A 20,496-nucleotide genomic window follows, 5' to 3' on the forward strand; every position below is an offset into this window, starting at 1 on the left:
TACCGTGCGCCTCCACCACGTCCACATCGGCCGTCGTCAGCCCCGCCGACTCCAGCGCCTGCCGGATCACCCGCTGCTGCGCGGGCCCGTTCGGCACGGTGAGACCGCTGCTGGCTCCGTCCTGGTTCACGGCACTGCCCCGGATCACCGCCAGCACCTCGTGCCCCCGGGCCCGGGCGTCCGACAGCCGCTCCAGCACCAGCACACCGACGCCCTCCGAGCATCCGGTGCCGTCCGCCGCCGCCGCGAAGGACTTGCAGCGGCCGTCACGGGCCAGCCCGCGCTGCTCGCTGAAGTACACGAACATGTCGGGCGCGGCCATGACGGTGACGCCGCCCGCCAGGGCGAGGGAGGTCTCCCCGCGCCGCAGGGACTGGGCGGCGAGGTGCAGGGCGACCAGCGAAGAGGAGCAGGCCGTGTCGACGGTGACGGCCGGACCCTCCAGACCCAGCGTGTAGGCGACCCGGCCGGACACGAGTCCGCCGTCGCTGGTGCCGGCCCCGTAGTCGTGGTACATCAGGCCGGCGAAGACGCCGGCCCGGGTGCCGTGCAGCGACGCGGGCACGATGCCCGCGCGTTCCAGGGCCTCCCAGGAGGTCTCCAGCAGCAGCCGCTGCTGCGGGTCCAGGGTGAGGGCCTCGCGGGGCGAAATGCCGAAGAAGCCCGGGTCGAAGTCGGCGGCGTCCTCGATGAAGCCGCCTTTGAGCGAGTAACTGGTGCCCGGACGAAGGGACTCGGGGTCGTAGAGACGTTCCAGGTCCCAGCCCCGGTCCTCGGGGAAGTCGCCGATGCCGTCCCGGCCGGTGGCCACCAGCTGCCACAGGTCCTCCGGGGAGCCGACACCGCCGGGGTACCGGCAGGCCATGCCCACGATGGCGATGGGCTCGTGGGCCGCAGCGGCGATCCGCCGGTTCTCCGTACGGAGCCGTTCGTTCTCCACCATGGAGTGGCGCAGGGCTTCGACGAGCCGTGCGTCGGGTGCCGTGGTCACGCCGTCTCACTTCCTTCCGCGGGGATGCCCTCGGGCGTGGTCGCCTGCCGGAGCGCGGCCTGCAGCAGGTCCTCGACACTCATGTTCATGATCGCCTCACTTCGGTCCGCACGGGGCGGGGCGGGGGCTTCGGGGGTGGCGACCGCCTGCTCCGGGACGTCCGGCACGTCGTCCGGCACGAGTTCGGCCAGCAGGTACCGGGCGAGCGGCACCGGGCTCGGGTAGTCGAACATCATCGTGGCCGGAAGGCGCAGCCCGGTCGCCTCTCCGAGCCGGTTGCGCAGCTCGATGGCGGCGAGGGAGTCCAGGCCCAGGTCGGTGAACCCCTTGTGGGGGTCGACGGTCCGGCCGTCGGCGTGTCCCAGTACGGCGGCGGCGTGCCGGCAGACCAGGTTCACCAGGGTCCGGCGCCGCTCACCGGCCGGCAGGCCGGCCAGCCGTTCCTCCCATGTGGTCTCCGTGGCCGGTTCCGGGGTGGCGGCGATGGTGGCTCCGCCCGTGTCCATGGCCCGCTGGCCACCGCCCGCCGTCCCGGTCGCCGGGGCGGCCAGGTCGCGCAGCAGCGCGGGCAGGTCGTGGCGGTCCCGCAGGGTCACGGGGTTCACCCGGATCGGGACGAGGACCGGTTCGCCGGCCGCGAGGGCGGCGTCGAAGAGTTCCATGCCCTGGGCGGCCGAAAGGGCGGGGGTTCCGTTGCGGGCGAGCCGGTCCATGTCGACCGCGCCCTCGGTTCCCTCCCACGGGCCCCAGGCCAGCGAGGTGGCGGGCAGTCCCTGCGCCGTGCGGTGCTCGGCGAGCGCGTCGAGGAAGACGTTGCCCGCCGCGTAGTTGGCCTGCCCGGCGGCGAGGACGAGTCCGCCCGCCGAGGAGTAGAGCACGAACGCCGACAGGTCCATCCCGCTGGTCAGTTCGTGCAGGTGCCAGGCCGCGTCCACCTTGGGCCTCATTGCGTTGTCCACTTGGCGTGCGGTCAGCGAGCCCAGCACCGCGCTGTCCATCAGGCCGGCGGCGTGCACCACGGCCGTCAGGGGCCGCCCGGCAGGGATTGCGGCCAGGAGTTCGGCCACGGCAGCCCGGTCGGACACGTCGCAGGCCGCATAGGTGGTCTGCGCGCCCAGCACGGCGAGTTCGTCGCGCAGTGCGGCCGCGCCGGGGGCCTCGGCGCCCTTGCGGCTCGTGATCAGCAGGTGCCGTACGCCGTGTTCGGCGACGAGGTGGCGGGCCAGGTGCCCGCCCAGCAGGCCGGCTCCGCCGGTGATGAGTACGGTGCCGTCGGCCTTCCATTCGGGCGTTCGCTCCGTGAGGGCACCGACGCCCTCCAGCCTGGGGACGCGGACGGCCCCCTCCCGGACGGCGGACTCGGTTTCGCCTGCGGCCAGTACGGCCGGCAGCGCCGCGTACGAGGCGGGCAGTCCGTCCGTGTCCGTCAGGAACAGCCGGCCCGGGTTCTCCTCCTGAGCTGCGCGCACCAGCCCCCACAGCGGGGCCTGGACCAGGTCCGGTCCGCCGGGACCGGCCACCACCGCGTTCCTCGTCAGGACCACCAGACGGGCGGCGGCGAATCGCTCGTCGGCGAGCCATGCCCGCAGTTGCTCCAGGGTGTCCTGGGCAGCGGCCCGTACGGCGTCGGGAAGACCGGCGCCCGGGTGCCCGCCGGAGCCGTGGGCCGAGCGGTCGAGCAGCACGGTGGCGGGTACGGGCGCACCCGCCCCCACGGCCGCCACGAGCTCGTCCAGGCTCGCGAAGGCGGGTGCGTCCAGGACGGTTTCGCTCCCGATGACCACCCAGTCGGTGGGTCGCCGGTCCGGCGGCGGGAAGGCCTGCGGCCGCCAGTCGATGCGCAGCAGGGCCTCGGGGACGGCGTCGGCCGCGGCGAGTTGTCCGGCCGTGACGGGCCGGGTCACCAGCGATTCGACCGTGGCGACGGGTGTGCCCGTCGCGTCGGCGAGGTCCAGGCGGGCGGCGTCGTCGCCGGCCGCCTTGCGGACGTGGACCCGCAGGACGGCGGCTCCGGGGGTGTGCAGGGTGATGCGGTTCCAGACGAACGGGATGGTCGTCCGGTCGAGGTTGCGAGGGCCTCCGAGGAGGAAGTCGGTGGCACCCAGGGCCGAGTCGAGCAGCGCCGGGTGCAGGGCGTAGGAGCCCGCGTCGGCCGCGCTGCCCTCCGGAAGGGCGATCTCGCCGAACACCTCGCCGTCGCGCAGCCACATGGCGCGCATGCCCTGGAACATGGGCCCGTAGCCGTAGCCGAGTGCGGCCAGGTCGTCGTACACGCCCTCGAGGTCGACGGGCTCCGCCCCCGGCGGCGGCCACTCGGCCGGCGCGGCCTCGTGCCGCGTCGTGCGGTCCGTCAGGGTGCCGCCGGCGTGCAGTTGCCACGCGGTTGCGGACGGGGCTCCCTGCGGCCGTGCGTACACGGCGAGGGTGCGGCGGCCCGCCGCGTCGGCGCCGCCCACGAGGACCCGTACCGCGACCTCGTCCTGGCCCGAGAGGACCAGCGGGGCCTGCTGGGTGAGTTCCTCGACCTCAGTGCTGCCCACCTGGGCGGCCGCGCTCAGGGCCATTTCCACGAAGGCGGTGCCCGGGACCAGGGTGGTACCGACGATCACGTGGTCGGCGAGCCAGGGCTGGCGGCCCACCGACAGCAGGCCGGTGAGGACCGCGCCGCCGGTGTCGGGCAGCTCGACGGCGGCGCCGAGCAGCGGGTGGCCGACCGGGGCGAGCCCGGCCGAGGCCACGTCTGCTGCGGTGCCGCCCGCATCCAGCCAGTACTCCTGGCGCTGGAAGGCGTAGGTCGCCAGTTGCACGGTGCGCGCTCCGCGGCCCGCGAAGAACCGGTTCCAGTCCAGTCGGCCACCGCTGGTGTGGATCTCGGCGACGGCCCGCAGGAGCGTGTCGGTCTCGGCCCGGCCGCGGCGCAGGAGCGGCGTCAGCCACAGGTCGTCGGTGCTGCCCTCCAGGCAGGTGCGGGCCATTCCGGTGAGGACGGCGTCGGGGCCGAGCTCCACGAAGCGGATCGCGCCGGCCTCTTCGAGGGTGCGGACGGCGTCGGCGAAGCGCACGGCTTCGCGTACCTGTCCGACCCAGTACTCGGGGGTGCACAGGTCCTGTTCCGAGGCCTCCCGGCCGGTGACGGTGGAGACGAAGGGCAGGGTGGGGCGGTGGTACGTCAGCCGGCGCGCGGTCCGGGCGAACTCGGCGAGCATGGGTTCCATCAGCGGTGAGTGGAAGGCGTGCGAAACGCGCAGCCGCTGGGTCCTGCGGCCCTGCCCGGTGAAGCGGGCGGCGAGGGACAGCACGGCTTCCTCGGTGCCCGAGACGACGACGGAGGCCGGGCCGTTGACCGCCGCGACGGCGGCGCCGTCGTGGGCGCCGTCGGCGAGGGCCGCGCGGACCTCTTCCTCGGACGCGGCGACCGCCACCATCGCGCCGCCCTCGGGAAGGGCTTGCATGAGGCGTCCGCGGGCGGAGACCAGCGCCGCCGCGTCGTCCAGGTCCAGGATGCCGGCGACGTGCGCGGCGGCCAGTTCGCCGATGGAGTGCCCGGCGACGAGGTCGGGCCGCACGCCCCACGATTCCAGGAGCCGGAAGAGCGCCACCTCGACGGCGAACAGCGCGCTCTGCGTGTACACCGTACGGTCCAGCAGCGCGGCCTCGTCAGACTCCGGCTCCGCCCACATCACCGTGCGCAGGGGCTGCTCCAGCTCCTTGTCCAGAACGGCGCACACCGCGTCGAGGGCCTCGGCGAACACCGGGAAGGCGGCGTGGAGTTCACGCCCCATCCCGATGCGCTGGGCGCCCTGCCCGGTGAAGAGGAAGGCGGTCCGGCCGCCGCGTGCGGCACCGCTCACCGCGTTCACCGGCCGCTCCCCCGCCGCGAGGGCGGTCAGGGCGCGTACGGCGTCCTCGCGGCCGGTGGCCAGGACCACGGCCCGGTGGTCGAGGGCGGCGCGGGTGGTGGCCAGCGAATAGGCCACGTCCAGCAGATCCTGGTCCGGTGTCCGCTCCAGGTGCCGGGCGAGTCGGGCGGCCTGGCCTCGCAGGCCGTCCTCCCCGCTGCCCGCGACGGGCAGCGGGAGGAGCGCCGGCGCGGGCCGCCGGTCCTCGGTGGCCGCGGCGGGGGCGGTCCGCTCCGGGGCCTCCTCGATGATCACGTGGGCGTTCGTTCCGCTGAGGCCGAAGGAGGAGACGCCGGCGCGGCGGGTACGCCCGTCGGCGGTCCAGGGCCGGGCTTCGCGCAGCAGTTCGACCTCGCCGGCCGTCCAGTCGATGTGCGGGGAGGGCGCGTCGATGTGCAGGGTCTTGGGCAGCAGCCCGTGCCGCAGCGATTCGACCATCTTGATGACGCCGCCCACACCGCTCGCGGCCTGTGAGTGGCCGATGTTCGACTTGAGGGCGCCCAGCAGCAGCGGGCGGCCCTGCGGGCGCTCCTGTCCGTAGGTGGCGAGCAGCGCCTGGGCCTCGATCGGGTCGCCGAGCCGGGTGCCGGTGCCGTGCGCCTCGACGGCGTCGACGTCGGCCGGGCCCAGGCCGGCGGCGGCCAGCGCGGCCCGGATCACGCGCTCCTGGGACGGGCCGTTGGGGGCGGTCAGGCCGTTGGAGGCGCCGTCCTGGTTGACCGCGCTGCCGCGGACGACCGCGAGCACCTCGTGCCCGTTGGCGAGCGCGTCCGACAGCCGCTCGACGAGCAGCAGGCCGACGCCCTCGGACCAGCCGACCCCGTCGGCCGCGGCCGCGAAGGGCTTGGACCGCCCGTCGGGCGACAGTCCGCGCTGGCGGCTGAAGTCGATGAACGTGTCGGGCGTGGCCATCGCCGTGGCTCCACCCGCGAGGGCGAGCGTGCACTCGCCGCGCTGGAGGGCCTGTACGGCCAGGTGCAGGGCGACAAGGGAGGAGGAGCAGGCGGTGTCCACGGTCATGGCCGGGCCTTCGAGCCCGAGCGCGTAGGAGATCCGGCCGGAGGCGACGGATGCCGAGCTGCCGGTCGCGAGGTAGCCCGCGACGCTCTCGGGTGCCTGGTGCACCCGGCTGCCGTAGTCGTCGTACATGACGCCGACGAAGACTCCGGTGCGGCTGCCGCGCAGGGCGCGGGGGTCGATCCCGGCCCGCTCCACGGCCTCCCAGGAGGTCTCCAGCAGCAGCCGCTGCTGCGGGTCCATCGCCAGGGCCTCGCGCGGTCCGATGCCGAAGAAGCCGGCGTCGAACTCGGCGACCTGGTGGAGGAAGGCGCCCTCACGGGTGTAGGTCTTGCCCTCCTTTCCGGGCTCGGGATCGTAGATGCCCTCGATGTCCCAGCCCCGGTTGACGGGGAAGCCGGTGACGGCGTCCCGCTCGTCGACGAGGAGCTGCCAGAGCTCCTCCGGGGAGGCGACCCCGCCGGGGTAGCGGCAGGCCATGCCGACGATGGCGATGGGGTCGTCGGCGGCTGCGGTGGCAGCGCGCCGCGGGGCGGCGGGAACGGCGGTACGGGTCCCGTCGGCCAGCAGCTTCGTCTTGAGGAATCCGGCCACGGCGACCGCGGTCGGGTGGTCGAAGACCAGGGTGGCGGGCAGCTGGAGGCCGGTGGACGACCCCAGGAGGTTGCGCAGTTCGACGGCGGCGAGCGAATCGAAGCCGAGTTCCTTGAACGGGCGGTCGCCGGCGACGGCGGCCGCGCTGTCGTGGCCCAGCACTGCGGCGATCTGCCGGGTGACCAGGTCGACCAGCAGGTGGTCGCGTTCGCCGTCGGTCAGTGCCGCCAGCCGCCCCGCGAGCGCCGAGGCGGCGCCCGCGGTGGCGGTGGTGGCCGAGGCCGCGGCCCGGCGGGCCGGCGTGGCGGTGGGGGCGAGCCCCCGGAGCAGGGCCGGGAGTTCGTCCGTACGGTGGCGCAGTGCGGCCGGGTCGACGTGCAGCGGGGCGAGCACCGGCTCGTCCGTGCCGAGGGCCGCGTCCAGCAGGGCCAGGCTCCGCGGCGCGTCGAGTGCGGGCAGGCCGAGACGGGCCATGCGCTGGAGGTCGGCGTCGGTGAGTTCCCCGCCGAGGCCGGTGTTCTCGGCCCACAGGCCCCAGGCCAGCGAGGTGGCGGGCAGGCCGGCGCCGTGCCGGCGGACGGCCAGGCCGTCCAGGAAGGCGTTGGCGGCGGCGTAGTTGGCCTGCCCGGCGGCGAGCACCATGCCGCCGGCCGAGGAGAACAGGACGAACGCCGCCAGGTCCAGGTCCCGGGTGAGCTCGTGCAGGTGCCAGGCCGCGTCGGCCTTGGGCCCCATGACGGCGTCGATCCGGTCGCCGGTGAGGGAGCCGAGGACGCCGCTGTCGACGACCCCGGCGGCGTGTATGACCGCGGTCGGTGCGTGCGCGGCGGGGACGGCCGCCAGGAGGGCGGCGAGCGCCTCCCGGTCGGCGGCGTCGCAGGCGGCGACGGTCACCGAGGCGCCGAGGGCGGTGAGTTCGGCGGCCAGTTCCCCGGCGCCGGGGGCGTCGGGGCCGCGCCGGCTGGTGAGCAGCAGGTGCCGGACGCCGTGGGCGGTGACGAGGTGGCGGGCGACCAGGCGCCCGAGGCCTCCGGTACCGCCGGTGATCAGTACGGTGCCTTCGGGGTCGAGGCGGCCGGGGCCGGCGCCTTCGGCGGTGTCCGCAGGGGTGGGCCGACGGCGCACGAGGCGCGGAACGCGGATCTCGCTTCCGTGTACGGAGAATTCCGGCTCGCCGGACGCCACCGCGGCGCGCAGCGCGTCCACGGGCAGGCCTGAAGCCTCGCCGGCCGCCCCGTCGGACAGGTCCGCCAGCACGAAGCTTCCGGGGTGCTCGGCCTGTGCTCCGCGGACCAGGCCCCACAGCGCGGCCTGGGCCGGGTCGGTGCGCTCCCCCGCCGCGACGGCGTCGCGGGTGAGGACGACCAGGCGGGCGGCGGTGAGACGGGGCTCGGCCGTCCAGGCCTGCAGGAGCTCCAGCGTCCGGCCGGCCAGGGCGCGGGCCCGCGCGGGGGCGCCGGCTCCGGCCTCGGACCCGGAGGTCCCCGGTGCGAACAGCACGGCGTCGGGCGCGGGTGCCCCGGCGTCGAGGGCCGCGGCCAGCGCGGCGAGGCCGGCGTAGCGGGGCAGCGGATCGCCCGGGGAGTCCGCCATGGTGCCGATCACGGCCCAGTCGGCGGGCGCGGGACGTTCGGCGGACGGCAGCGGCCGCCAGTCGATGCCGTACAGCGCGCCGCCGGAGGCGGTGTCCGCCGCCTCGGCCAGGCCCCGGTCGGAGACCGGGCGGGAGACCAGGGTCTCGACGGTCGCGAGAGGGGCGCCGTCCGCGTCGGCCAGCTCGATCGAGGAGACCTCGTCGCCGTCGACCCTGGCGATGCGCACTCGCAGGACGCCGGCCCCCGCCGCGTGCAGGGTCACCCCGTTCCACACGAAGGGCAGCAGGGTGGCGCCCTCGCCGTCGTCGAGGAGATCTGCGTGCATGGCGGCGTCGAGGAGGGCGGGGTGCAGGCCGAAGGCGGCCGCGTGGGCAGCAATGCCCTCCGGGGCGACGACCTCGGCGAAGACCTCGTCGCCGCGGCGCCAGGCGGCGCGCATGCCCTGGAAGGCCGGCCCGTACCCGTACCCGCGCTCGGCGAGGCGCTCGTACGCCCCTGTCATGTCGAGCGGTTCGGCGTGCTCGGGGGGCCAGACGGTGAAGTCGAAGGACGCCTGCCGCGGCGCCCGGGTGAGGATGCCGGTGGCGTGCCGGGTCCAGGGGTGGTCGGCCTCGGTGTCGTCGGGGCGCGAGTACACGGACAGCGGACGCCGTCCGTCCTGTTCCCCGCCGACCACCACCTGGAGGGCGCGGCCGCCGCCGGCGGGCAGGATGAGCGGCGCCTCCAGGGTGAGTTCCTCCACGGTCGCGCAGCCGACCTCGTCGGCGGCCCGGACGGCGAGCTCCAGGAAGCCGGTGCCGGGCAGCAGGATCGCGCCGCGCACCACGTGGTCGGCCAGCCAGGGCTGGGTGTCGGCCGACAGGCGGCCGGTGAGCACCGTGCCGTCCGAATCGGGCAGCGGGACGACCGCGCCGAGCATCGGGTGGGAGGCGGCCAGCTGGCCGACGCCGGCGACGTCCCCCGAGGGGGTCGCGTCGATCCAGTAGCGGCGGCGCTGGAAGGCGTACGTGGGCAGGTCGATGTGGGTCGTGCGGTATCCGAGCAGGGCAGGCCAGCCGACGGGGACGCCCCGGACGTGCAGCTGGGAGACCGCGGAGATCAGTTCGGGCAGCTCGGCCCGGTCGCGGCGGGCCGTGTGCACGAACGCGGCGCCGTCGGGGACGGCGGTGTTCTGGGTGCCCAGGACCGTCAGGACGCGGTCGGGGCCCAGTTCGAGGAAGGTGGTGACCCCCTGCTCGGCCAGGCTCTGGATCCCCTCGGCGTAGCGGACGCTGTCGCGGACGTGGCGGACCCAGTAGGCGGGCGAGCACAGTTCGTCCTCGGTCGCGGGCCGTCCGGTGACGGTCGACACCAGCGGGATGCGCGGCGGCAGGTAGGTGAGTTCCGCCGCGATCTCGCCGAACTCGGCGAGCATCGGCTCCATGAGGGGCGAGTGGAAGGCGTGGCTGACCGACAGCCGGCTGGTCCGGAAGCCCAGGGACTTCGCGACGGCGGCGATGTCGAGGACGGCGGGCTCCGCTCCGGAGACGACCACGGCGGAAGGCCCGTTGACGGCGGCGATGCCGACGGTCTCCTCGTGCCCCTCGACGAGGTCGAGCACGGTCCGCTCGTCGGCGGAGATCGCCACCATGGCGCCTCCGGCGGGCAGCGCGTCCATGAGCCGGCCGCGGGCGGCGACCAGGCGGGTGGCGTCGGCGAGCGAGAGGACGCCGCTGACGTGCGCGGCCGCGATCTCGCCGATGGAGTGGCCGGCGAGGACGTCGGGTGCGATGCCCCAGGACTCCAGCAGCCGGAACAGGGCGACCTCGAAGGCGAACAGGGCGCTCTGCGTGTAGGCGGTGCGGTGGATCAGACCGGACCCGTCGGCGCCCTCCCCGAAGGCCACCTCGGTGAGCGGGTGCTCCAGGTGCGGCTGCAGCAGCGCGGCCGCGGCGTCGAAGGCGTGCGCGAAGACCGGGAAGGTGGCGTACAGCTCGCGTCCCATGCCGGGGCGCTGGGCGCCCTGGCCCGAGAAGAGGAAGGCCAGGCGCCCTTCGCCCTCGACCCCGGTGACCGTGTACGGAGCGCTCTCGCCGGCCGCGAGGGCGTCCAGTCCGCGCAGGAGCGCGTCGTGGTCGGCGGCCGTGACGGCGGCGCGGTGTTCCAGCGCGGCGCGGGCGGTGCCGAGCGAGCGGGCCAGGTCGCCCAGGGGCAGCTCGGGCTGCCCGGCGACGAACGACCGCAGGGCGGCGGCCTGCCCGCGCAGGGCGGCGGGGGTGCGGGCGGAGAGCAGCACGGGGACGGCCAGGGCGCTGCCGTGGCTGGCGGGAGCCGACGGCTCCACGGGGTGGGTGCCCGCGTCGGCGGGCGGCTGCTCCACGATGACGTGGGCGTTGGTCCCGCTGATGCCGAAGGAGGAGACTCCGGCGCGGCGGGGGCGGCCGTTGTCCTGCCAGTCCTGGGCCTCGGTGAGCAGCCGTACTGCGCCTGCCGACCAGTCCACCTTCGTGGAGGGGGCGTCGACGTGCAGGGTGCGGGGCAGGACGCCGTGCCGCAGGGCGAGGACCATCTTGATGACGCCGGCGACCCCGGAGGCGGCCTGGGTGTGTCCCAGGTTGGACTTGACCGAGCCCAGCCACAGCGGGGCGTCCGCGGGCCGGTCCTGGCCGTAGGTGGCGAGCAGGGCGGTGGCCTCGATCGGGTCGCCGAGGGTGGTGCCGGTGCCGTGCGCCTCGACGGCGTCGACGTCGGCGGTGCTCAGGCCGGCCGCGGCCAGGGCCTGCTGGATGACCTGCTGCTGGGCGGTGCCGTTGGGCGCGGTGAGGCCGTTCGAGGCGCCGTCGTGGTTGACCGCGGTGCCGCTGATCACGGCGAGTACGGGGTGTGCGTTCCGGCGGGCGTCGGAGAGCCGCTCGACGAGCAGCATGCCGGCGCCCTCGCCCCAGCCCGTTCCGTCGGCGGCGTCGGCGAAGGGCTTGCACCGTCCGTCGGCGGCGAGTCCGCGCTGTCGGCTGAAGTCGATGAAGGTGTCGGGGGTGGCCATCACCGTGACACCGCCGGCGAGTGCGAGTGAGCACTCGCCGCGGCGCAGGGCCTGGATCGCCCAGTGCAGGGCGACCAGCGACGAGGAGCAGGCGGTGTCGATCGTCACGGTCGGGCCCTGGAGGCCGAGGGCGTAGGAGACCCGGCCGGAGACGACGCTGGCGAGGCTGCCGTTGCCGAGGTAGCCGGCCATGTCCTCGGGTACCGCGCCCAAGCGGGTGGCCCAGTCGTGGTACATGACGCCGGCGAAGACTCCGGTGCGGGTTCCGCGCAGGGAGCGCGGGTCGATGCCCGCCCGCTCGAAGGCCTCCCACGAGGTCTCCAGGAGGAGCCGCTGCTGCGGATCCATGGCCTGGGCCTCGCGCGGGCTGATCTCGAAGAACTCGGCGTCGAAGTCCGCCGCGTCGTGGAGGAATCCGCCCTGGTTGGCGTAGCTCTTGCCGGGGGTGCCCGCCGGGTCGTAGACGGATCCGAGGTCCCAGCCGCGGTTGGTGGGGAAGGCGGTGACCGCGTCGGTGCCGTCTGCGACCAGCCGCCACAGGTCCTCGGGCGAGCTGACGCCGCCGGGGAAGCGGCAGCTCATCCCGACGATCGCGATGGGCTCGTCGTCGTCCGCGAGGGTGGTGACCGCGGCCGGGCCGGCGCCGAGCACGGCGGCGGCGGTGACCGGGCCGCCGGCGGCGATCCGCTCCAGGATGTGGTCGGCCAGGGCGCGCGGCGAGGGGTGGTCGAAGACCAGGGTGGCGGGCAGCCGCAGGCCGGTGACGGCGGTGAGGGCGTTGCGCAGTTCGACGGCGGCCAGCGAGTCCAGGCCGAGGTCGTTGAAGGGTCGGCGGGCGCCGATGTCCTCGTGGCCCTCGTGGCCCAGGACGATGGCGACCTGGGTACGGACGAAGTCCAGTACGGCACGGTCGCGGTCGGCGGGCGACAGCCCGGACAGCTTTTGGGCCCAGGCCGGTTCGCCGGTGGCGGCCGGTCCGGCCGCCGCACTGCGCCGGGGGGCCGCGGGCACCAGTGCGCGCAGGACTGCGGGTATGCCGTCGGCGCGGGCGGCCAGAGCGGCCCGGTCCACGCGTACGGGGACCACGGCGGCGGCGTCCGTGCCGAGGGCGGAGTCCAGGGCCGCGAGGCTCTCCTCCGGGGTCAGGGGCGCGAGCCCCAGGCGGCCGATGCGCTGCCGGTCGGCGTCGGTGAGCCGGGCGCCCATGCCGTCGGGGCCGGTCCACAGCCCCCAGGCGAGGGAGAGCGCGGGCAGGCCGAGGGCGGCGCGGTGCGCGGCCAGGGCGTCCAGGAAGACGTTCGCGGCGGCGTAGTTGGCCTGTCCGGCCCCGTCGACCAGACCGGCCGCGGAGGAGAACAGCACGAAAGCGGACAGGCCGAGTCCGGCCGTCAGCTCGTGCAGGTGCCAGGCGCCGTCCAGCTTGGGGCGCAGGACGGTGTCCAGCCGCTCCGGTGTGAGGGAGGCGACCAGACCGTCGTCCACCACGCCCGCGGTGTGCACCACGGCGGTCAGCCGGATGCCCGCGGGGACCTGCCCGAGCAGGGCGGCGGCCGACGCCCGGTCCGCTACGTCGGCGGCGGCGACGGTCACCGAGGCGCCGAGGCTGCTGAGTTCGGCGAGGAGCGCGTCGGCGCCGGGGGTATCGGCTCCGCGGCGGCCGGCGAGCAGCAGGTGCCGTACGCCGTGCTCCGTGACGAGATGGCGTGCGACGCGCGCACCGAGCCCGCCGAGGCCGCCGGTGATCAGGACGGCACCCTGCGGGTCCCAGGCCGGCCCGGAACCGGTGGCCGCGGCGAGGCGGGTGAGCCGAGGGGCGTACAAGGCGTCCCGCTCCAACCGGAGTTCGGGCTCGCCCGAGGCCAGCGCGGCGTGCAGGATCCGGGGCTCGGGGTCCTGTCCTGCGTCGCTGTCGACGTCCAGCAGGACGATGCGGCCGGGGTGCTCGGCCTGCGTGGAGCGGACCAGGCCGGTGACGGGCGCCGCGGCGAGTCCGGCCGCGGAGCGTGCCGAGGTGGCGCCGTGGGTGACGACGACCATCCGGGTCGCGGCGAAGCGCTCGTCCGCCAGCCACTGCCGGATGCCGTCGAGGGCCGCGTGCACGGCGGTCCGGGCGGCGTCGGCCGGCGAGGCCGCGTCCGCCGCGGGCCCGACGGACAGCACGACCGCGTCGGGCGCGCCGGCCTCCGCGGCGGCTTCCAGGCCGGCGCGGCCGTCCACGGGGAGGGGCGCCGGCTGCCCGGAACCGGCGGGCCGGTCCGGGGAGGGAACCGGGATCCACGAGATCCGGTGCAGGTGGGCGTTGGCCGGGCCGGTGAGCGCGCCGGCCGGCACCGGGCGGCTGCGGAAGGAGGCTGCGGCGGCGACCGGGCGGCCCGCCGGGTCGGCGAGCAGCAGTGCCACTCCCCCGGCCGGGTGAGAGGTGATGCGCACGCGCAGCGTGGTGGCTCCGGCGGCGTGCAGCGCGACCCCGGACCAGGCGAACGGCAGCCGGATCTCGTCGGGCTCGCGCGCCTCGCCGGCGGCGTGGTCGGTCGCGTGCAGTACGGCGTCGAGCAGGGCGGGGTGCAGCCCGTAGGCGGCGGCTTCGGTGCGCACGCCCTCCGGGAGTTCCACCTCGGCCAGGACCTCGGTTCCGTGGCGCCAGACGGCGCGCAGTCCGCGGAAGGCGGGGCCGTAGCCGTAGCCCTGGGCGGCCAGGTCGGTGTAGAAGTCCTGGACGCCGACGGCGACGGCGCCCCGCGGGGGCCATTCGGCGAGTGCGGGCGGCTCGGCGGGCAGTGCGGCGCCGAGCGTGCCGGTCGCGTGGTGGGCCCAGGCACCGTCGGGAAGGTCCGTCTCGGCGCGGGAGTAGAAGTCGATGGGACGGTGCCCGGTGCCGTCGTCGGCGCCGACGGCGGCCTGGAGGGCGACGGTGCCCGTCCCGGGCAGCACCAGCGGTGCGAGCAGGGTCAGTTCCTCCAGCTGGGCGCAGCCGACGTGGCCGGCGCTGTGCAGCGCCATCTCGACGAAGGCGGTGCCGGGCAGGAGCGCCTTGCCGGAGACGGTGTGGTCGGCGAGCCAGGGCTGCGCCTGGACGGAGATCCGGCCGGTCAGCACGGTTCCGCCGCCGTCGGCCCGGGCGACGACCGCGGTGAGCAGTGGATGCCCTGAGGCCACCTGGCCGAAGCCGGCGGCGTCGGCGGTGCCGGAGGGGGCGGCCAGCCAGAAGTGCCTGCGCTGGAAGGCGTAGGTGGGCAGGGCGACGCGGCGGGCGCCGCTCCCGGCGAAGAACGCCTCCCAGTCGAGGGTGGCGCCGCCGGTGACGGCGGTGGCGACGGCCTTGACGAGGGCGTCTGCCTCGGGGTGGTCGCGGCGGAGCGTCGCCGCGGCGGTGAGGACGGCCCCCTCGGGCATGCTGTCGCGTGCCATGGCGGTCAGCACGGGGTCGGGGCCGAGCTCCAGGCAGGTCTCGACGCCGAGTTCGGCCAGGGCACCGACCCCGTCGGCGAAGCGGACGGCTTCGCGTACGTGCCGCAGCCAGTACCGGGGGGAGGTCAGTTCACCGGGAGCGGCGGGGCGCCCGGTGAGGTTCGAGATCACCGGGATGCGGGGCTCGCGGTAGGCGACGGCTTCCAGGACCTGGCGGAACTCGTCCAGCATCGGCTCCATCAGCACCGAGTGGAAGGCGTGCGAGACCCTCAGGCGGGTGGTCTTGCGGCCGTCGGCGGCCAGCCGTGCCGCGACGGCCGCCACGGCTTCCCCGGTTCCGGAGAGCACCACCGCGGAGGGCCCGTTGACGGCGGCGAGGCAGACCTCGTCCGTGAGGTACCCGCGGACGTCCTCCTCGGCGGCCTGGACGGCGTACATGGCTCCGCCGGTGGGCAGTTCCTGCATCAGCCGGCCTCGGGCCGCGACGACGAAGCAGGCGTCCTCCAGGGTCCACACCCCGGCGATGTGTGCGGCGGCGAGTTCGCCGATCGAGTGGCCGAGGACCACGTCGGGGCTCAGGCCCCAGGAGCCGAGCAGCCGGGCGAGGGCCACCTCGACCGCGAACAGCGCCGCCTGTGCGTACATCGTGCCGTCGAGGGCGGCGGCCTCTTCCGTACCCTCGGCGGCGAACAGCACGTCCCTGAGCGGGAGTTCGAACTGGGCGTCGAGGTGGTCGATGAGCTCGTCGAGGGCGTCGGCGAACACGGGATACGTCCGGTACAGCTCCCGGCCCATGGCGAGGCGCTGCGCGCCCTGGCCGGTGAAGAGGAAGGCGAGGCGTCCGCCGTCCGCGGTGCCGGTGACGGCACCGGGCGCGTTCTCGCCGTCGGCGAGCGCGGAGAGGGTGCTCAGCACCTGCGCGGGGTCGGTGGCGGGCACGACGGCCCGGTGTTCCAGCGCGGCGCGGGTGGTGGCCAGTGAGTAGCCGAGGTCGACGAGGGAGGCGGTTCCCGACGCCGTGAGGTCGTGCAGGCGGCGGGCCTGGGCGCGCAGGGCCGGGGCGGACCGGGCGGAGATCAGCAGCGGCACGGGAGCCGCGACGGCCTGCCGTTCCACGGGCTGCGGGGTGTCCTCCCCTTCGCGTTCGCCCTCGCCGTCGGCGGGGTCCGCCGTCCCGGCCGGAGCTTCGATGATGACGTGGGCGTTGGTGCCGCTGACGCCGAAGGAGGAGACCCCGGCCCGGCGGGGGCCGTCGGACTCCTCCCAGGGGCGGGCCTCGGTGAGCAGTTCGACGGCCCCGGCGGACCAGTCGACGTTCGGGGTGGGTTCGTCGACGTGCAGGGTCTTGGGCAGGACGCCGTGCTCCATGGCCATGATCATCTTGATCAGGCCCGCCGCGCCCGCGGCCGCCTGGGTGTGGCCGATGTTGGACTTCACGGAGCCGAGCCACAGCGGCCGGTCCGCGGGGCGGCCCTTGCCGTAGGTGTTCAGCAGGGCCTGCGCCTCGATGGGGTCGCCGAGCGTGGTGCCGGTGCCGTGGGCCTCGACCGCGTCGATCATGTCGGGGAGCAGCCGGGCGTCGGCGAGGGCCTGGCGGATCACGCGCTGCTGGGCGGGGCCGCTGGGCGCGGTCAGGCCGTTCGAGGCGCCGTCCTGGTTGATGGCGGTGCCCCGCACGACGGCCAGGACGCGGTGGCCGTTACGCCGGGCGTCCGACAGCCGCTCCAGGACGAACACGCCGACGCCCTCGGCGAATCCGGTGCCGTCGGCGGAGGCCGCGAAGGCCTTGCAGCGGCCGTCGGGGGCAAGGCCCCGCTGCCGGCTGAAGGCGGTGAACGTGCCGGGTCCGCCCATGACGGCGACACCGCCCGCGAGCGCGATCGGGCACTCGCCGCGGCGCAGCGACTGGACGGCCAGGTGGAGCGCGACCAGGGAGCCGGAGCAGGCGGTGTCGATGGTGATGGTGGGGCCTTCGAGACCGAGAGTGTAGGCGACGCGGCCGGAGATGACGCTGGGCGCGTTGCCCGCCAGCAGATAGCCGTCCAGGCCCTCGGGGGCCTCGTGCAGCCGCGGTCCGTACTCCAGCGCCTCGGCGCCGATGAAGACTCCGGCGGGGGTGCCGCGCAGCACGGAGGGGTCGATCCCGGCTCGCTCCAGGGCTTCCCAGGAGGTCTCCAGTACGAGCCGCTGCTGCGGGTCCATGGCCTGCGCCTCGCGCGGCGCGACCCCGAAGAAGTCGGCGTCGAACTCGGCCGCGTCCGGGAGGAAGCCGCCCTCGCGCACGTAGCTGCTGCCCGGGGTGTCGGGGTCGCTGCTGAAGAGGGAGTCGAGGTCCCAGCCCCGGTCGGTGGGGAAGCCCGAGATGTGGTGCACGCCCTCGTTCACCAGCTGCCACAGGTCGTCGGGCGAGGCCACCCCGCCCGGGTACCGGCAGCCGATCCCGACGATCGCGACGGGCTCGTCGTCCGCCAGTGGACCGGTGGGCTCGGGTTCGTAGTCCTCCTCGCCCAGCAGGCGGGCCCGCAGATGAGCGGCGAGAGCGGCGGGGGTGGGGTGGTCGAAGGCCAGCGTGACGGGCAGGGCGAGACCGGTGCCGGCGACGAGCCGGGTGTGCAGGGCGACGGCGGCGAGCGAGTCGAACCCCTGCTCCTTGAACGACCTTTCGGCGTCGAGCCGGGTGGGTGCGGCGGGCAGCGCGGTCCGCAGCACCTCCAGCGCGTGGGTACGCACGAAGTCGAGCAGGAACCGGTCCCGCTCGCGCGGGGTCAGTTCGGCCAGCCGCCCGGCGAGTCCGGATTCTTGCTGTACCGCTTCGCTCGACGCCGTCTTGTCATCAAAGGAAGAGTCGTGAGACTCGCTCATTACCGCGCTCCACTGTTTCAGGCAGGCAGACTGTTGACACCCTCGTGCCCCTCAAGGGGCGTGTACCGGTGGTGGGTTCACCACGCGATGCGCAGCTTGGCCGGGCCGCGCACGATCACTCCGTAGTCCCACTCCACGCCCTCGGGCCCGTCGGCGAGGCGCAGCTCCGGGAGCCGTTCCAGCAGGGCGGCGAGCGCCTCCTGGAGCTCCAGGCGCGCCAGCTGGGCGCCGATGCAGTGGTGCGGGCCGTGGCCGAAGGTCATGTGCGGGTTCTGCTTGCGGGTGATGTCGAGGCGCTCGGGGTCCTCGAAGACCTCCGGGTCCCGGTTGGCCGCGTGCAGCGCCACGAGTACCGGGTCTCCCGCCCGGACCAGCGTGCCGCCGACCTGGATGTCCTCCATCGCGTAACGGGCGAACATGGCCGCCGAGTTGATTGGTACGTAGCGCAGCAGCTCCTCGACGGCCCCGGGCATGAGGGTGGGATCGGCCTTGAGCAGCGCGAGCTGGTCGGGGTGGGTCAGGAGGGTGAAGACGAAGCTGGGCAGGGCGGAGGAGACCGTCTCCACGCCACCGGTCAGCAGCCCCGCTCCGGCGAGGGAGACCAGCTCCATCTCGGTCAGCTTGTCCCCGTTGTCGCGGGCGTAGACGAGGGCTCCGAGCAGGTCGTCCGTCGGCTCCTTGCGCCGCTGGGCGATCAGGGTGGCCATGTAGTCCTCGAGGGCGCCGCCCGCGACGTGCAGCACGTCCTCGTTGGCGGTGGCCCCGTTGACCAGGGCGACCGTCCATTCGCGGAAGACGTGGTGGTCGGAGAGCGGCACGCCCAGCAGCTCGCAGATGACGGTGACCGGTAGCAGCCGGGCGAGGTCCTCAACGAGGTCTCCGGGCTGTCCCTTGGCCACCATGTCGTCGATCAGCCGGTGGGCCAGGCCGCGGATGTCCGCGCGCATCTTCTCCACCCGCCGCGCGGTGAACGCCTTGCCGGCCAGGCGGCGCAGCCGCGTGTGGTCCGGCGGGTCCATGCCCATCACGCCGTCGCCGCCCGTCTCCCGGCGCATCCGCGGCTGGTCGAGTCCCTGGGCGATCTCCCGGCTGAAGCGCGGGTCGGTCATCACCAGCTTGGAGTCGTCGTAGCGGGTGGTGAGCCAGGACTCCTCACCGAAGGGCAGCTGGACGCGGCTCACCGGTTCCGACGCGCGCAGCTGCGCGTACTGGGGGGAGACCTCGATCTCGTGCATGTCAAAGGGGTAGTCGCGGACCACCCGGGTGCTGGTCGTCATGCCAGTTCTCCTTTCACGATCGGCTGCGCGGCCGTGCCGAGCACGGGGCGGCGGTCGCGCTCCAGCGCGGCCGCGTCGAACTTGCCCTGGACGTAGGACAGGGCCTGCATGAGGCCCGATGAGGTGATCGAGGGGGCGGCGCGCCCGTGCGGGACCACCCCGGTCAGCGGCAGCGCCCCCAGCTCGGCCCAGCCGAGGCGGCCGTCCGGGCCGATGTGGCTGCGGGCCCGCCCCGCGTTGTCCGGGTGCAGGCAGTACGGGATGTCCAGCAGCCCGCGTTTGAACGCGATGACCAGGGCCCGCCCGATGTCGGCATGGCAGTTCAGCACGGCTTCGACGAGCGCGCGGGCCTCGCGGTGGACCTGGCTGTCCGTGTTCGCGTACGGGGCCGGCCCGGCGCCCCCGGCCCGCGCGGCCGGGGCGGGGCGCAGCACCCGCGCCGCCCGCGCGGCCCGCGCCGCGTGCTCCAGCGCCTGGACGTTCTCCGCGACCGTCGGAATGCGGTGCGACTCGGCGACCGTCTTGACGATCAGCCGGGACGCGCCGCCGGTGACCGCCAGCTCCGCTGCCCTGGCCAGCAGGTCCAGCGAGCCGCCCGGGGTGGTCGGGTACAGGCCCATGTACGCGTACACCACCACGTGCCAGCGTGCCTCGGGCAGCAGCTCCGCGCACAGGGCGCGCAGCGAGGCGATCGCCTCCTGGTCCTGGCCGGCGTGCGTCTGCTGGGCGTAACTGACGGAAATGCTGCGCAGGCCGTGCCGGTAGAAGAAGAGCGCCTCCAGGGCACTGACGGCCACCAGCTCGCTCGGCGGGCACAGCTGCCCCAGCATGCAGCCGCCGAAGGTCTCGATGTGCGGTTCGACCCCGCTGTCGCGGACCCTCAGCAGCAGCTCGCAGCACTCGGACCAGTTGCGGACGGACTCGTCCAGCGGGGTACGCCCGTACGGCAGGCAGTACGAGACCGGTCCGCCCTCGGTGGCGCTCAGTCCCGCGTCGACGAGCGAGCGGAAGATGTGCTGCGGCCGGGCGGAGCCATGGCGCACCTGCACGGGGAAGTCCGCGTCCAGCACCCCGTCCAGTACGCGCGCGGTGGTGTCCGCCTCGTGGCTGACGATGGGGTAGCCGTTCAGGCCGATGCCCTCGCGCAGGGCGCGCGCGGCCGAATCCAGGTCGCCCACGCGCGTGAAGCTGTCGAGCGTCAGCGTTCCGACCGTGGTGGCGTCGGCCTGCTTGGTGGCGAGCAGTCCGGCGCGCATGTACCCCGGATCGCCGAATCCCATGCGCGGCTGTACGACGAGTTCGCCCGCGGCGTGCCGCCGTTGGACGAACTCGCCGAAGTCCACGGCGTCATGCGAGGCCACGAGCCGCCCTTTCCGGCAGCCGGGCGGCGAACCGGCGGAAGGCCGCGGTGGTTCCCGGCCGGTCGTCGAAGACGGCGTCGAAACCCGCGTCGAGCAGGTTGGCGACGTGCTGGTCGCTCTCCCCGCCGGCGATGCCGAGCTTGCCGCCGATCACCACGGGGGTGTCCCGCAGGCCGGCGTGCAGGCGCAGCTTGCGCACGACGCGCAGGCCGTCCTGGTATCCGTGGCCGTTGACGCTGCTGATGACGATCAACTCGGGCTTGCGGGCGAGGGATTCGGAGACGAGCAGCTCGTCGGGAACGGTGGCGCCGAGGTTGACGACGTCGTAGCCGAGCTCCTCGATCAGAAGCTGGAGGAAGACCAGGTTCCAGGTGTGCGAGTCCGACTGGACGCTGCTGACGATCACGGTACGGCCGCGCTCCCGCGCCACGGCGCCGCTCCGGGCGTCGGCGAGGCCGTCCGGGGTGGAC

The 20,496-nt window shown here is 74.9% G+C and carries 5 protein-coding genes; all 5 read right to left on the reverse strand.

The window, feature by feature from the left end; genetic code table 11:
* Positions 1-991, reverse strand: a 991-nt coding sequence (locus ACZ573_RS37525) for a beta-ketoacyl synthase N-terminal-like domain-containing protein (protein ID WP_471313227.1), incomplete at its 3' end; no start/stop codon positions are given.
* Positions 988-17,388, reverse strand: a complete 16,401-nt coding sequence (locus ACZ573_RS37530) for a type I polyketide synthase (RefSeq protein ID WP_471313229.1) — start codon at positions 17,386-17,388, stop codon at positions 988-990. The genes ACZ573_RS37525 and ACZ573_RS37530, both read right to left, overlap by 4 nt.
* A gap of 77 nt (positions 17,389-17,465) precedes the next feature.
* On the reverse strand, positions 17,466-18,665 hold the full coding sequence (locus ACZ573_RS37535; protein ID WP_471313231.1) for a cytochrome P450: 1,200 nt from the start codon (positions 18,663-18,665) through the stop codon (positions 17,466-17,468).
* Positions 18,662-20,026, reverse strand: a complete 1,365-nt coding sequence (locus ACZ573_RS37540) for a methylaspartate mutase (protein ID WP_471313233.1) — start codon at positions 20,024-20,026, stop codon at positions 18,662-18,664. Before ACZ573_RS37540 ends, ACZ573_RS37535 begins: the two co-directional genes overlap by 4 nt.
* Positions 20,013-20,456, reverse strand: coding sequence for a cobalamin B12-binding domain-containing protein (locus ACZ573_RS37545; protein WP_471313246.1), 444 nt, complete (start codon positions 20,454-20,456; stop codon positions 20,013-20,015). Before ACZ573_RS37545 ends, ACZ573_RS37540 begins: the two co-directional genes overlap by 14 nt.
* Between the last annotated feature and the right edge of the window lie 40 nt (positions 20,457-20,496).

The sequence above is a fragment of the Streptomyces sp. NPDC040545 genome, from assembly GCF_055595065.1.

Bases quoted from the DNA above. Each gene is read 5' to 3' on its own strand.
- ACZ573_RS37535 (WP_471313231.1), bottom strand. From the start codon at position 18,665: ATGACGACCAGCACCCGGGTGGTCCGCGACTACCCCTTTGACATGCAC.
- ACZ573_RS37530 (WP_471313229.1), bottom strand. From the start codon at position 17,388: ATGAGCGAGTCTCACGACTCTTCCTTTGATGACAAGACGGCGTCGAGC.